15 protein-coding genes are annotated in these 14,296 nt (G+C 69.4%); 8 read left to right on the top strand and 7 right to left on the bottom strand.

What is annotated here, in order from left to right:
* Window positions 1-101: 101 nt before the first annotated feature.
* Window positions 102-1,403 (top strand): cation:proton antiporter, encoded by a 1,302-nt coding sequence (locus FDK12_RS08230; protein ID WP_137369120.1) that lies wholly within the window; start codon window positions 102-104, stop codon window positions 1,401-1,403.
* A gap of 4 nt (window positions 1,404-1,407) precedes the next feature.
* Here FDK12_RS08230 and FDK12_RS08225 read toward each other — a convergent pair whose 3' ends face one another.
* Window positions 1,408-2,595, bottom strand: coding sequence for a benzoate/H(+) symporter BenE family transporter (locus FDK12_RS08225; RefSeq protein ID WP_223263170.1), 1,188 nt, complete (start codon window positions 2,593-2,595; stop codon window positions 1,408-1,410).
* 76 nt (window positions 2,596-2,671) lie between these two features.
* Here FDK12_RS08225 and FDK12_RS08220 point away from each other — a divergent pair, with 76 nt between their 5' ends.
* Window positions 2,672-3,265 (top strand): helix-turn-helix transcriptional regulator, encoded by a 594-nt coding sequence (locus FDK12_RS08220; protein ID WP_223263169.1) that lies wholly within the window; start codon window positions 2,672-2,674, stop codon window positions 3,263-3,265.
* Here the strand turns inward: FDK12_RS08220 and FDK12_RS15055 are convergent, their stop codons facing one another.
* Entirely contained in the window at window positions 3,266-3,427 is a 162-nt protein-coding gene (locus FDK12_RS15055; RefSeq protein ID WP_189636303.1) for a hypothetical protein, read from the bottom strand.
* Window positions 3,428-3,584: 157 nt separating this feature from the next.
* On the opposite strand from FDK12_RS15055, the gene FDK12_RS08215 reads away from it, so the two are divergent.
* A complete protein-coding gene (locus tag FDK12_RS08215; protein ID WP_137369118.1) occupies window positions 3,585-4,574 on the top strand; it encodes an LLM class flavin-dependent oxidoreductase in 990 nt (329 codons plus the stop codon).
* A gap of 211 nt (window positions 4,575-4,785) precedes the next feature.
* Window positions 4,786-4,989, top strand: coding sequence for a cold-shock protein (locus FDK12_RS08210; RefSeq protein WP_026533290.1), 204 nt, complete (start codon window positions 4,786-4,788; stop codon window positions 4,987-4,989).
* A gap of 130 nt (window positions 4,990-5,119) precedes the next feature.
* On the opposite strand, the gene FDK12_RS08205 is transcribed toward FDK12_RS08210, so the two are convergent.
* On the bottom strand, window positions 5,120-8,734 hold the full coding sequence (locus FDK12_RS08205; RefSeq protein ID WP_137369117.1) for a TM0106 family RecB-like putative nuclease: 3,615 nt from the start codon (window positions 8,732-8,734) through the stop codon (window positions 5,120-5,122).
* A gap of 158 nt (window positions 8,735-8,892) precedes the next feature.
* Between FDK12_RS08205 and FDK12_RS08200 the strand changes: the two genes are divergently transcribed.
* The 3 genes from FDK12_RS08200 to FDK12_RS15405 are packed head-to-tail and all read left to right on the top strand — an operon-like array spanning window position 8,893 to window position 10,472.
* Window positions 8,893-9,351, top strand: a complete 459-nt coding sequence (locus tag FDK12_RS08200; protein ID WP_104116907.1) for a DUF3817 domain-containing protein — start codon at window positions 8,893-8,895, stop codon at window positions 9,349-9,351.
* A gap of 10 nt (window positions 9,352-9,361) precedes the next feature.
* Window positions 9,362-9,754 carry a 2-polyprenylphenol hydroxylase gene (locus tag FDK12_RS08195; RefSeq protein ID WP_137369116.1) on the top strand — a complete coding sequence of 131 codons (393 nt, stop codon included), beginning with the start codon at window positions 9,362-9,364 and terminating at the stop codon, window positions 9,752-9,754.
* Window positions 9,747-10,472 carry a DUF3253 domain-containing protein gene (locus FDK12_RS15405; protein WP_317616723.1) on the top strand — a complete coding sequence of 242 codons (726 nt, stop codon included), beginning with the start codon at window positions 9,747-9,749 and terminating at the stop codon, window positions 10,470-10,472. The genes FDK12_RS08195 and FDK12_RS15405 overlap by 8 nt, the downstream gene beginning before the upstream one ends.
* Before the next feature lie 152 nt (window positions 10,473-10,624).
* Here the strand turns inward: FDK12_RS15405 and FDK12_RS08185 are convergent, their stop codons facing one another.
* The 4 genes from FDK12_RS08185 to FDK12_RS08170 form a co-directional block, all read right to left on the bottom strand.
* Complete coding sequence (locus tag FDK12_RS08185) at window positions 10,625-11,653, bottom strand: isopenicillin N synthase family dioxygenase (RefSeq protein WP_137369115.1); 1,029 nt, start codon at window positions 11,651-11,653, stop codon at window positions 10,625-10,627.
* 44 nt (window positions 11,654-11,697) lie between these two features.
* Window positions 11,698-12,141, bottom strand: a complete 444-nt coding sequence (locus FDK12_RS08180; protein ID WP_137369114.1) for a YkvA family protein — start codon at window positions 12,139-12,141, stop codon at window positions 11,698-11,700.
* 110 nt (window positions 12,142-12,251) lie between these two features.
* Window positions 12,252-12,890: an ECF RNA polymerase sigma factor SigK gene (gene sigK, locus FDK12_RS08175; RefSeq protein ID WP_137369113.1), complete on the bottom strand. Its 639-nt coding sequence runs from the start codon at window positions 12,888-12,890 to the stop codon at window positions 12,252-12,254.
* Between the two features lie 226 nt (window positions 12,891-13,116).
* Complete coding sequence (locus FDK12_RS08170; protein WP_137369112.1) at window positions 13,117-13,416, bottom strand: helix-turn-helix transcriptional regulator; 300 nt, start codon at window positions 13,414-13,416, stop codon at window positions 13,117-13,119.
* A gap of 66 nt (window positions 13,417-13,482) precedes the next feature.
* Here FDK12_RS08170 and map point away from each other — a divergent pair, with 66 nt between their 5' ends.
* A complete protein-coding gene (gene map / locus FDK12_RS08165; protein WP_137369111.1) occupies window positions 13,483-14,253 on the top strand; it encodes a type I methionyl aminopeptidase in 771 nt (256 codons plus the stop codon).
* Window positions 14,254-14,296: the final 43 nt, after the last annotated feature.

Raw genomic sequence — 14,296 nt, 5'->3', positions numbered from 1 at the left:
AAGCCCGGAGGCCCCGGCCCGGGCAGCCCGGCGCGGCCCCGACCCTGCCCTACTGTTGACGAGGGGGTCGACAGTGGGCAGTACAACGGAAGAGGTCGTGCGTGTTCGAGGCACCAAGCATCATTTTCGCGGCAGCGGGACTGGCGGTGTTCGCGGCGGCACTCCTTCCCCGGCTGCTGATGCGGGCGCCGGTATCCATGCCCATGGTCTTTCTCGCCGCGGGGATCCTCATCTTCACCTTCGCGAAGGATCTTCCGGACCCGGATCCGGTCAAGTACAGCGACGTCACGATCCACCTCAGTGAGGTGTGCGTCATCATCTCGCTGATGGGGGCAGGGCTTGCGCTGGACCGCAGGCTGGGGTGGCACCGGTGGTCCACGACCTGGCGGCTGCTCGGCATCGCCATGCCGCTCTGCATCCTCGCCCTGACCCTGATGGGGATGTGGATCCTCGGGCTCGGACTCGCATCCGCCCTCCTGGTAGCGGCCGCGCTGGCGCCGACGGACCCCGTGCTGGCGTCGGAGGTCCAGGTGGGCGAGCCCTCCGAATCGGAGGAGGAGCTCGAAGCCGAGGACGAGGTGCGTTTCGGACTCACCTCCGAGGCCGGCCTGAACGACGGGCTGGCGTTCCCCTTCGTCTACCTTGCGATCCTGCTCAGCACGGTCGGTCTTGCGCCGTCGGCCTGGTTCCCGGAATGGATTCTTCTGGACGTGCTGTGGCGCATGACCATCGGCTGTGCGCTCGGGTTCGGCATCGGCAAGTTCCTGGGCCGCGTGTTCTTCCGCACTCCGTTGAAGAGCGTCCGCCTGGCCAACCACTCCGAGGGCTTCGTCGCGCTTGCGGCCACGTTCCTGACCTACGGGGTGACCGAGGCCGTCGAGGGTTACGGCTTCATCGCCGTCTTCGTCTGCGCCGTAACCATCCGCGCAGGCGAGCAGACCCACGGCTACCACGGCGTCCTCCACAGCTACATCGAGCAACTCGAACGCCTCCTGACCGTCGTCGTGCTCGTCCTGCTGGGCGGCGCCGTCGCGCGCGGTCTGTTCGACGGACTGCAGCCCCTCGAGGTGGTGGTCGCCGTCGCGTTCATCCTGCTGGTGCGGCCGATCACCGCGTGGCTCAGCCTGGCGCGCGGCAAGACGGGCCCTCGGGAGCGCGGGGTACTCGCCTTCTTCGGGGTGCGCGGCATCGGATCCATCTACTACCTCAGCTATGCGCTGTCCAAGGGCGATTTCGCCACGGACGAGAGTGCGCTGTGGCGCATCGGCGGCCTCGTCGTCGTCCTGTCCATCGTCGTGCACGGCATCACTGCAGCGCCGGTCATCAATGCGCTGGATCGCGCCCGCCAGCGCAAGGCGCGCGAGCAGGGGGACGAGGCGCAGGCCCCCAACACGCCGGTCTAGGGCGTCACAGCGCCGATCTGCGCTCGAGCGCGGCCCGAACGGCGAGCCCGCCGACGAGAGCCCAGAACGCTCCGCCGATGCCTGCGATCGACAGGCCCGACGCCGCCAGGAGGAACGTCACGGCACCACTCATGCGACCGGTCGGATCGCTGAAGGAGGCCGTCGCCGCCGTCGCCATGGTGCTGATCAGGGCGAGCCCTGCCACGGCCTCGACGAGCCCGGCCGGCGCGGCACCCACGACGACGACGAGCGCCCCCGACGCCCCGGCCAGCAGCAGGTAGGTCAGCCCCGCCGTCAGTGCCGCGATCCAGCGGCGATCCGGGTCCCGTCCTGCGCCGTCGCCCGCGGACAGCGCCGCGGACAGTGCCGCGAGATTGACGGCATGGCCCCCGAACGGGGCCGCGATGGCCGTGCCGGCGCCCGTCACCGCCATCGCGGGCCGCCAGGGCGCCCGGTACCCGAACGAGGAGAGGACGGCGACGCCCGGAAGGTTCTGCGATGCCATCGTCACGACGTACAGCGGCAGGGCGATGCCCACGAGCGCGGCAGGCTCCAGTGCGGGAAGGGTGAGGGTGAGCGTCGGGGCGAGGGTGGACGCTTCGATCCTCGTGCCGTCCACTGCGAACTGGAGGGCGATCACGGCCAGGGCGGCGGCGAGTGCGAGCGGAACGGCCCACTTCGGGACGACGGCCGACGCGGCCAGCCAGATCACGATCACCGGAAGCACCAAGAGGGGGATGGTGCCGAGGGCCTGGAACGGAGCCAGGCACAGGGGCAGCAGTACCCCGGCGAGCATCGCCTGCGCGAGGTGCTGCGGAATCCGGGCGACGAGGTGCCCGAGCCAGGGCACCGCGCCGGTGAGGGCGATCATGGCGCCGGTGACGAGAAAGGCGCCCACCGCTGCCGGCCAGCCCCCGGCCGGGATGCTCGCTCCTGCCAGCAGCGCTGCCCCGGGGGTCGACCACGAGAGCGTCACGGGGATGCGGTAGCGCAGCGACAGCAGGACGATGCCGAGCCCGACGACGGCGGTCAGGGCGAGCAGTCCCGAGGCCGCCTGTTCCGGCGTCGCGCCGGTGGCTCGGAGCCCGGCGAGCACGACGGCGAACGAGGACGTGAATCCCACGAGAGCCGTGACCACGCCGGCCAGCACGGGTTCGAGCAGGCCCTGCCGTGCGGCCTGATGGGTGTGCACCGTAGCTCTCCTATCCGCAGGGCCAGCGCACCTCGCATTCGTTCTGTTTATGGAACGGCAAGCGTAGGATGCAGGAGTGCCCGAGGACAAGCCCGACCGCAATGCGTCGCTGCGGCTCACCGTGGCCCGGCGCATTACGGCGCTGCGCCGGGCACGGGGACTGTCGCTGAGCGCACTTGCCGTCCAGGCTGGTATCGGGAAAGGCACACTGTCCGAGCTCGAGGCGGGGGCTCGCAATCCGACCCTCGAGACGCTCTACGCGCTCGCGGGACCGCTGGGCGTCCCCCTGAGCCGACTCCTGGGCGAGGAGACGGGACACAGTGTCTCGGACGGCGTCGTCGATGCCCGGCTGCTGACGGTACAGCGGCACGACGACGGCGGGACCACGGAGGTCTTCTGGCTCACCATCGCCGAGCAGGGTACGCGGGTCTCGCCGGCGCACCAGCCCGGGACCGTCGAGCATCTCCGAGTGGTACGAGGCCTGGCGCGGGTAGGGCCGCTGCACGCCGAACGGCTCGTGCCCGCGGGCGAGGCACACTCCTGGAGCGGCGGCACCGCGCACAGCTACCGCTCGACGAGCGGCATCACGGAGGGGATCCTCACGATCGAGACGCCCCCGAGCGGGATGCAGCCGCCGGACGCTCCGGCGGCGCCGACAGGCGAGCCCTGATCAGGCGTTGCGGACCTGCTCCAGGAGCCGCTGCACGGCTTCCAGCTCGTCGCTGAAGGACTGCAGGCGCGCCGTGTTCTGCTCGACGGCGAGTTGGCGGACGAGGTAGTCCTGGCGCTCGCGGAGTTCGGCCTCGGTGGGTTGCTGTTCGCTGATGGGCATGGTTCCAGTCTCGCAGAGGCAGGCAGGCGTCGGCGTGAGATCCGCCACGACGAGTCCGGTCCGTCGCCCCTGAGGAAATAGATGCGCTCAGGCAACCGTTCCCTTGAGAGGTCCGCGGCGCACCCCGCAGTGGTTCCCGAATCGGAAGGCATACCCCATGACTGTTCCCCTGTCCATCCTGGATCTGGCGCACGTCGCCGAAGGCTCCACGCCCGCGGAGACCTTCGCCGCCAGCGTCTTGCTCGCGCAGCACGCCGAGAAGTGGGGGTACCGGAGGATCTGGTACGCGGAGCACCACAACATGGGCAGCATCGCGTCCTCGGCCACGAGCGTGCTGATCGCTCACATCGCCGCTCACACCTCCACCATCCGGCTCGGTTCGGGCGGCGTCATGCTGCCCAACCACTCGCCGCTGACGATCGCCGAGCAGTTCGGCACGCTGGAGAGCCTGCATCCCGGACGGATCGACCTGGGCCTCGGGCGGGCTCCGGGAAGCGACCAGACGACGGCACGTGCCCTGCGGCGGGATCCCATGGCGGCCGACAGCTTCCCGCAGGACGTACTCGAGCTGCAGGGCTACCTCACCGGGGAGACCCGTGTGCCCGGTGTCCAGGCCACGCCCGGCAGGGGCACCAACGTTCCCCTGTACATCCTGGGATCCTCACTCTTCGGGGCGCAGCTCGCCGCAGCCCTCGGACTGCCGTTCGCCTTCGCGTCGCACTTCGCGCCGCAGGCACTGCAGGACGCCGCGAGCATCTACCGCAGGGAGTTCAAACCGTCGGCGCAGCTCGAGAAACCCCACTTCATCGCCGGCGTCAACGTGATCGCCGCCGACAGTGCCAATGATGCGCATCACGAGTTCCACGAGGCGATGCTGCGCCGCGTGACGCTCCTCCTCGGACGCGGTCAGACCTTCACCAGGGAGGAGTCCGAGGCGATCCTCGCCTCACCCGGTGGGCGGCAGATGGCCGATATGGCGCGCTACAGCGCGGTCGGCACGCCAGAGGTCGTCCGGGACTACCTCGAACGCTTCGCGGCGCAGACCGAGGCGGACGAACTCATCGTCGCGACGCAGGCCGGCACCACCGAGACGTGGCTGCGATCGTTCGAATTGCTCGCCGGCGCGATGCTGCCGGTGGCGGCCTGAAGGTCACGGAAACAAGAACCTTTGTGTTCCTGCTTGCCATAACCCTCCAAGGTTTGGTTAAGTGGGTGTCGGTTGTAGTGTTGCGCATTTGTATTTCGCGCGGTTTAGCCCTCGCGGGATAGGCCGCGTCTCTGAAAAAGCGGACAAGCACGCCGCGACTGGGGCGTTCCGAAAGTCGGAATGCGTCTGAGTTTCAGAAGGATAAACAAAAATGGCAACAGGTACCGTGAAGTGGTTCAACGCTGAAAAGGGCTTTGGATTCATTGCTCCCGACGACGGAAGCGCAGACGTGTTCGCACACTTCTCCGCCATCAATGCAAGCGGCTACCGCTCGCTCGATGAGAACCAGAAGGTCAGCTTCGACACCGAGCAGGGCCCCAAGGGTCCCCAGGCGTCGAACATCCAGCCCCTCTAAGGCTCGGATCTTCAACTAGATCTTTTCGTAGGAAGCAGGTCGGACTCCGGTCCGGCCTGCTTCTTCGTTCAACCCTCGGCCTCCGGTCCCGAGGAGGCAGGCTGACGTCGGAGCGGTGCCCGGCGCTGGCTCAGGATGGGCCGCCGCACAGCCCGATGAAGGCGCCGAGCTCCTCGAGCGCGGCGGGCGTAGCAGGCATGTGATGCGTCAGCCGGGGCGACCGGACGATGACCGCGCGCCACTGCCCGCGGGAGACCGCGACGTTCACCCGGTTGCGGTTGAGGAGGAACCCGATGCCCCGCGGTGCCTGCGCCGCGGAGGAGGCGGCCATGCTGACGATCACGACGGCGGCCTGCTGGCCCTGGAACCTGTCCACAGTCCCCACGCGGACATGCGGGTAGCCGGCGCGGGCCAGCGCCCGGCGGATCAGGTGCACGTGCGCGTTGTAGGCCGCCACGACCAGGATGTCGGTCTGTGCGAGCGGGCGCGGCGCCGCACCTGCCGCATCGATCCAGGGAATGCCCAGATGACGGGCGACCTGCGTGACGACCTCCGACGCTTCCTCGGGCGAGGACGTGGCATTGTCCGCATGATCGACGCTCACGCATTCGATTCCTGGCCGGAGACTCTCCAGCCGTCGCCTGCGGGCGGCGGGAGCGGTGGTCAGGCGTCCGTCGTAGGCGAACAGGGATACCGGGGCACAGAGGTCCGGGTGCATCCGCCAGGTGTCCGCAAGGAAGTACCCGAGTGTCGGAGGCAGGGTCGCACGGCCGTCGGAGAGCCAGCCCAGTGCTGACTCGTCGACAGGCTCGGGGTGGGTGCCCTGGGTGACCTGGGGAAGTTGCTGCGGATCACCCAGGAGCAGGAGCCGCCGCGCTGCCTGCGCCGCCGCCATCGTGTTGGCCAGCGAGAACTGGCCGGCCTCGTCGATCACCAACAGGTCGAGCGAATCGGCCGCCACCCTGCTGCCGGTCATCGTCCATGCTGTGCCTCCGATCAGGCAGCCGCCGTCCGCGCCGACCAGGCGAGCGACGTCATCATCGGATCGCTGACTCCACGGTGAGCCGGGGTCCTCCGTCCGTTTCGCTACCTGATGCTCCGGCACGCCGGCCTCGATCGCCCTGCACAACAGGTTGTCGACGACGGCGTGGGACTGCGCGACGACGCCCACCTTCCAGCCGAGGCAGACCAGCCGCTCGATCACGTCCGCGCCGACGTGTGTCTTGCCGGTTCCGGGAGGACCCTGAACCGCCAGGTAGGAGTCCGTCAGGAGGTGCAGGGCAGCCGTGATCGCCACCGCATACCCGTCGTCCCCTGGAGGGACGGCGGGCAGGGGAACGCCGCCGGCGAGCCGGGGCGGTATTCGTCGGAGCAGGTCGAGCGCCGGACCGGCGGGTACCTCCGGCAGGGAGCGGCCGACGCGGTCGGCGAGATGCACCAATGCCTCCTGCATGGATCTCGTCATGAGGGGCTGGTCGGGAGCGAGAGCCACGGGGAGTTCGGGCCGGGGCGCGGCCCCGCGCTTGAGCTTCTCCCTGAGGAGCACGGTGGTGAGTCCGTTGTCGTCCTCCGATAGTTCCGTCACCTCGACGCCGAACCAGCCGCCGCGTCCCGTGCCGCTGCTGTCCGTGATGTCGGCACCCTCGGGGACCGGAACGTCGTAGATGGCGAAGTAGGACGAGCCTTCGCGGAAGTCAGCGCCCGGCTGCAGGCGGGCCGTCGCCTTCAACGTACGCGCGGGGTTCGAGCGTGGTGTCGGTCTGGCCCAGTCCTGCACCACCTCGAGCGTGCGGAACACCAGCACGTCGCGGGACTGCTCCCACTCGTCATCACCCGCCGAGAGCCGGTCGAAGTGCGACCACCAGAACTGCTTCCGTTCGCGGCGGTGGTACCCGACCGCGGCGGCGACGAGTGCCACGGCCTGTTCATCGGGGTGCTTCGACCCCTCGGGCGGCAGGGTGGCGAGGTAGTCCAGCAGGCGCGCCTCCTCGGGAGCGGGCCCGTAGGACGGAGCAGTACGCTCCGCAGCGGCGGTCGATCCGGCGACGGATTCGGCGGTGACCCCGCCGACAGGGTCCTCCACCGCTGGGACACCCCCTGAAGGAGACCCCGCCGGCGGGCGACCCTTGGCGAGCCCCAGCAGCCAGTCCCGCAGCCTCAGTGTCGAGAGGCAGTCGTAGCGGTTGTAGTCGCTGATCCCGCCGAGCATCTCCTCTGCAGCGGATGACTCCCCGGTGTCGCGCGCGGCACAGTAGGCGGCGTATGCCACCACGGAAGCGCCGGCATCCATCACCTCGCCCGAGCGGAGGTCGGTGCCCATGTACAGGGGCTCGAGCTTCTTGATGCTGTAGGAGCGTTCGGAGATGCGCAGGCTCTGCCGCACCGTCTCGTACAGGTCGACGAGGACGCCCTCGCGCAGCAGGGTGTCCACGGCGTCCTCGCCGATGACGTGCACCAGGGACAGGCGACGCAGCGCACTCTTCTCGTAGGACGCGTAGTGGTAGATGTGCAGATCCGGGTATCGCCGGCGGCGCTCGGCCACGTAGTCGAGGAACTGGGTGAACGCCCTGCGCTCCTCCGCGCGACTGTGCGCCCAGAAGGGGCGGAAGGGCGGCTCCGCGCCATCGTCGTCGGGCTGCTCCACGACGCCGAAGAGGTACTCGATGCCCCAACTGCCATCCACGGGGTCCTGCCAGAGCGGGTCCCCCTCGAAGTCGAAGAAGATGTCACCCGGACTCGGCGTGGGCAGCGACGCAAGCGTGTGCTGCGGCAGGACGCGATAGGACACCGTGTGCTCCCTGCCCTCTGGGTCCACGTAGCCGACACCGCCGTCGACCTCCGCGGTGCCCACCTGCAACCGCGCCTGCTCCTGCAGCCGTACGAGGGTCGGATCCTCCGGGCGTGCCGTCATCGCCGCGAGCTCGTCGATGGTGGTGACGCCCTCCCTCCTCAGTCTCGCCCTGCGTTCACGCGTCATCGAGGCGACGAGCAGGAGATCCCGGGTGAGCTCGACCTGTTCGGCGCAGTAGCCGCACCGTCCGCACGCCTCGAGGCCTTCGGTGTTCCACGCGACGGGCCAAGGCTGGCGGCGGTGGGAGTTCACGAGCTCCAGGAAGCGTCCGCGCCGCTCGCGGAACACCGGTAGGAGGTCGGTCAGGTTGTGCGTGCTGCGCGTGCGGTCGCCGAGCACGAGGGTGACCGTCGGCGAGGTGGGAATTCCGGCAGCCAGCAGCTGGTCCCCGTACGCGGCGAGCTGCAGCAGGGCGCCGACCTTCGCATGGCGGGCGAGCTTGGTGTCCCAGACCGCGTAGGAGCCGTCCGGCTGGCGCACGAGGAAGTCCGAGCGGCCGTGGAAGGTCCCGTCGAAGAAGGCCGCCTGGAAGACGACGGAGGCACCGGATCGCAGCGCGCCGAGCGATTCCTCGTGCTTCGCCGTCAGCGTTCCGCGGTCCATGGAGGCAGCCGGTCCGACGTCGTACACGCCGGCGGTGCTGGCCGGCGACCACCGGCCGTACTCGGACACCAGGTCGTCCAGCACGCGGCGCTCGTGCACGTCCCCGAGCACGGCAGCCCGCTCGAGCATCTCGTCCGCGGGGAACTCCGCGCGGGGGGAACGGCCCAGCTTCTCGTCGAGGATGCGCAGGAGCCTGTACCCGCACTCGGACGCCGTCACCAGATCCGTCGCGGAGAAGACGAGGTCCGCGCCGTCAGGGTCAGAGGTGCCGTCGGCGTCGAGCAGGAACATGTGCAACGGACCTTTCGTCGTACCGGGCGGTCGGTGCCAGTCCATCACGTTCCGCCGACCTTCGTGCACCGGGACGAGGCGTGAGTAGCACGGCCGGACGGCCCCGGTGCCGATGGATGGAAGAATTGGGTTCACCGACCACCCGACCAGGAGCGCCCATGAACCCCCGCACGCTATTCCGCACCGTCGCTGTCGCGGAGGCGGTGACGTGGGCCTTCCTGCTGGCGGGCATGTTCCTCAAGTACGTCACCCGGACCACCGAGGCGCTCGTGCCGCCTGCCGGGGCCGTGCACGGATTCGTGTTCCTGTGCTTCGTCGCCACGACCGCCTTCGTCTGGATCAACCAGCGCTGGTCGGTCGTGACAGGCATCCTCGGGCTCGCCTCGGCCATCGTCCCCTTCGCCACGGTCCCGTACGAGCGCTGGATCGAACGGCGTGGCCAGTTGACCGGCGCGTGGCGCCTCGCGCCGGGTGCGGAATCGCCGCGGAACCCCCTCGAGCAGCTCCAGGCGTGGGTCCTGCGCAGTCCGCTCGTGGCCCTGCTCGTCGCCATCGCCGGAATCTCCGTCGTCTTCACCGTCCTGCTGATCGTCGGCCCCCCTGGCTCCCGGAGCTGACGGAGGCCCCATGGACGACCTGCGGAACACACCTGACGACGAGCGCTTCTTCGTCCACAACGGGCGCCGCTGGCGCACGACCGATCCGTCGCTGCCCGCCGATGTGAAGGCCCGTCTGATGTCCCACCTCGGGCGCGGACGGTCCGGCGTGCGCAACAGCGCCAAGGGCGACGACGGCGGTGCGCTGCCCCGTGCGCGACGCATGGTGCAGCTCGCGAAGGAAGGCCTCGGTGAACGGGGTACGCCGTGGTGGGAGCAGTCTGCGGACGAGCGCACGGCACGGTGGACCGCGGCGCTGGAGGAACTCGACGCACTGCACTCCGAGCGGCCGGGCGACGCCGCCGTCGAACGGCCGGCAGGCGCGGTCCGCAGGCGCCCGGCAGAGGGGCCGACAGGTGGATGAGCCGGCACCCGAGCACGGCCCGGACGACGTGCTCAGGGCGGAGATCCTGCGGATCGCCGAGCAGCGGGGGAGTGCGAACACCCTGTGCCCCTCCGACGCCGCCCGCAGCGTCGGCGGGGAGCAATGGCGGGACCTCATGCCGGCGGCGCGCCGCATCGCTTTCGAGCTGGCGGGCGAAGGCCGGGTCGATGTCACCCAGCGCGGAGAACGTGTCGAGCCCGACGCCCGTGGACCGATCCGGATCCGGTGGATCGACGCGCCGTCCCGCAGTGGGGGTGTGGACACGACCGCGCGGACGTCGTCCTCTGGCCTTGCTCCGGTGCCCTATGCGTACGCTGCCTCGGTGGATACAGCATCTCGTCTCGTCTTCGGATCCGGTGCATGCCCCCTCACCGCCGACGGCGTCGTTGCCGGCGACTCGTTCGCCGCACAGGCGACACGTGCCCTCGAGAATCTGAGCCGTGCCCTCGGGGGAAGCGGCGCGGTGCTTGCCGACGTCGTCCACCTGCGGGTCCTGGTGGCCTCCGCCGATCGCGCTCACCTCGTCGAGGCGTGGGACGCGCTCGCGGCGGTGCTCGGCACCCCCGCTCCGCCGAGCACCCTCATGGGGGTGGCCGTGCTCGGCTACCCGGGGCAACTCGTGGAGCTCGAGGCAGTCGCCGCCGTCGGTGCGGCGGGTGAGGCGTCGCGGAGGCAGGGGCCCGTGCTCCGGCCGTGATCGGGTCGCCAGCCCGGCCTCGCCTTGCGAGCTGACAACCTGCGAGCTGACGACAACCCGGGAGCTGACGACCCGCGGGCTGACGACGGCTAGCTGGAACGACGACGGCGGCACCCACCGGGTGCCGCCGTCGTCGTTCCTGCTGTTCGCCGCTACCTCGCGAGGAGTTCGGGGTGGTGGAGTTCGGTGACGTCCGGGTGGGCCCGGAGCCGGCCCTTCAGGACGTTCGAGCCGTAGGAGGACAGCATGGGGTTGTCGGGGTCGTCCGAGATCCCGCGCGCCGCTGCCCTGAGGTCGTCGGTGAGTGGCACCGGCTCGATCACGGCGTCGAGGCGCGGCGACCAGAAGAACGGGATGGCGTAGCGGTCGAAGCCCGGGGCGGGCGCGGTGACGCGGTGGATGGTGGCGGCGAGGTACCCCTCGGTGGCGACCTCGAGCATCTCGCCGAGGTTCACCACGAGCGCACCAGGGACCGGCGTGACGGGCACCCACTCGATGGCGCTGTGGGGGAGTACCTCGAGGCCGCCCACCTCGTCCTGCAGCAGGAGGGTGACGAAGCCGTAGTCCGCGTGCGAGCCGACGCCCTGCGACCCGGCACCTTCGACGACGCCCCCGACGTAGTGGACGAGCTTCGCCATCCATGCCGGTGTCCGCTCGAAGGGCTCGGCGAAATAGTCCTCCGGCAGGTGGAGCGCGACGGCGATGGCAGAGAGCAGCTCCGCTCCGACCGTGGACATCAGGGCGGCCCATTCCATGGCCTCGTGCTCGAGTTCGGGCAGGGCTTCCCGCGGCCACAGGTTGGGCCCCTGGAGCAGCCAGTACGGCTCGTCGGCCGGGTAGTCCGTGATCGGGGCGCGCTCGGGGGAGAAGTCGATCTGCTCCCGGGAATCGGGGCGTCCCCGCGTGATCTCGGTGCCGAGGCCGGCGTAGCCGCGGAAGTGCGGCGAGGTGCGGTTGTGGATCTTCAGGCGCTCCTCGAGAGGCAGGTCGAAGAAACGGCGGGTGACGTCGAAGAGGTCGTCCACCTGCGTGGGGGCGGCGCCGTAGTTGATGACGTGGAAGAAGCCGACGGTGTGCGCGGCATTGCGCAGTTCCTCGATGAAGCCGGGGTTGAAGGAGCCATCTGCGGAACGTGCGGTGCTGAGGTCAAGGGTGGGGATCGATCCCGTGGAGTGCTGCATGCGGTGGAGATTACGCCCGTTCGAAAGCGCTGTCGGCGTTTCCGTTACGCCGTATTGCGGTCCGGACCGTCAGGATCCGGACCGCGGACTCCCGCCAGCGCGTGCACGGCTCGGAGACCACCGGCCGAGCCCGGCCAATGCCGCACCAGTGCGTCCGCTCCCGCACTCCGGACGGCCACCCGAAGGACGACGGCGAGCAGCACGACGTCGTCGGCGTAGCCGATCACGGGCAGGAAATCGGGGATGAGGTCGATCGGAAGGATGAGGTAGACCGCGAGTGCGGCGAGCATGAGGCGTGCGCGCAGGGGAACGGCCCGGTCTGTCGCAAGGCGGCGGATCAGACGCAGGAGATCCGGTCCGAGGCGCAGTGCGTCGCGCAGCGAGACGACCTCGGGGTGCCGCCGAGCGTAGACCGCCAGCCCGCCCAGGAGGAGGAGGTAGGCGCCCAGGGCGATGACGGCGACCTGCAGTACTGCTTCCCACGCCATCCCGGCTCCTTCCCGTTCGTGCCATCCGCGGATATCGTTCCCATGCGAAACGGGCGTGACCGCCGCGGACCCCGTCGCGGCCCTGGCGGAGGAGGGCGCCGACCCTCAGGCTAGCCGAGCCCCTGGTCCGTCAGGCAGGTCCCGAGCTTCCTGATGCCATCCCTGATGCGGGTCTTGGCGGTCGGGATGGGGATCGCGAGGTGCTGGGCGACGTCGGTATAGGTGAGACCGGTGAAGTAAGCGAGCTGGATGGCTTCCCGCTGAGCCGGTGTCAGGATGGCCAGGCACGCGGTGACCGAGGCGGCTTCTTCCCGATGGAGGACTGCCTCCGAGACCTGGTCGTACTCGGTCCCGTGGTGGCGTACACCCCAGGCGAGGTCCCGGATACGGCGGGACTGCTCCGATCGGACCTTGTCGACCGCCTTGCGGTGGGCGAGGGTCATGAGCCATGCCATGGGGGTCCCCTTCGCCGGATCGTAAAGGGCGGCATTCGATTGCCAGAGCGCAAGGAACACCTCCTGGGTGACCTCGACGCTCAACTCCGCGTCGACGAGGACCCGGCGTACCAGGCCGTACACGCGGCGGTGGGTGAGTGCATAGAGTTCCTCGAATGCCCTTTCGTCCCTGCCACCGACAGCGCTCAGCAGGACAGAGAGGTGAACCGGCGCGTCGGTCGCCGGAGCCAGCACCGTGGTGTCATGGGCCGGACGGTTCGGGCTGTCAGGGGTGGGTGGGAGTGCGTGGGGCATAGGAGGGGACCTTCAGCGGGAGACAGTTGGAACATCCGCGGTTGCCGTGGTGGCGGGTGCAGGCCTGCTGAGGATGCCACGACCTGTCTAGCAGAATCCGGACGAATTAGCTAAACAATCTAAGTACATGACGGTGCTGCACTCTGTCTCACCGTGGCCGGCGGCGCGCGGCCGCCAGGCGCGGAACAGGGCCGCCTCGCTTTCGGGTTCGCCCTCGGGTCGCGGCCTAGGAGGCCAGTTGTCCGCGTTCGTCGACGGCGCGTCCTGGTCCGGTCCCGATGTCCGATCGGTTGATCTCTGCCCACACGGCATCGAGGGACAGGTCGAGGACCTCGGCGATCGCCGCAATCGTCGAGAACGCGGGCGTGGCAACCCTGCCGGACTCGATCTTCCGCAGGGTCTCCGGCGAGACCCCTGCGTCGAGCGCGGCGTGGAGCATCGAGCGCTCTCCTCGGGCGGAACGCAGGAGGGCGCCGAGGCGCTGGCCGCGTTCGATGTCCGCGGACGTGAGGGGTAGTCGGACCATGATCCCGATTCTAGTACCGGGATACAATTACCGGGATAGTTATTGGAGCACCACGGGAGGCGCCACATGATCGAGATTCTGAGCCCCAAGGAACTGAGGCGAGCGAGGGATACGGGGGCGCTCGTCGGAACCATCCTGCAGACGCTGAAGGATCGCAGCACTGCCGGCACCAACCTCCTCGAGATCGACCGTTGGGCGAAGGCCATGATCATCGAAGCCGGAGCGTCGTCCTGCTATGTCGACTACGCACCGTCCTTCGGGCGCGGGCCGTTCGGCCACTACATCTGCACAGCGGTCAACGACGCCGTGCTGCATGGACTGCCCCACGACTATGCGCTCGCCGACGGCGACCTGCTCACTCTCGACCTCGCAGTGTCCATGGCCGGTGTCGCCGCCGATGCCGCGATCAGCTTCGTCGTGGGCGGCGGGCCGTCGCCCGAGAGCGACGCGATGATCGACGCGACGCAGCGTGCACTGAGTGCCGGGATCGCGGTGGCCGGGCCCGGAGCGCGCATCGGTGACATCTCGCATGCCATCGGGTCCGTCCTCAGCGCGGCGGGGTATCCGATCAATACGCAGTTCGGGGGTCACGGCATCGGATCGACGATGCATCAGGACCCCCACATCGCGAATACCGGACGGCCCGGCCGCGGCTACACCCTGCGCCCCGGGCTGATGCTGGCCCTGGAACCATGGGTCATGGCCGATACGGCGGAACTCGTCACCGACGCCGACGGATGGACGCTGCGCAGTGCGACAGGTTGCCGGACAGCACACACCGAGCACACGATCGCCATCACCGGCGAGGGAGCCGAGATCCTGACGCTGCCTCGGTGATCGCCGTGGCAGCACGGCGCATGCGCCGGATCGCGGGAGCTTA

Source organism: Arthrobacter sp. NamB2 (genome assembly GCF_005281365.1).
Classification (GTDB): domain Bacteria; phylum Actinomycetota; class Actinomycetes; order Actinomycetales; family Micrococcaceae; genus Arthrobacter_D.
The sequence above is the reverse complement of the archived record's forward strand: the minus strand, read 5'-3'. Positions and strand labels throughout refer to the sequence as shown.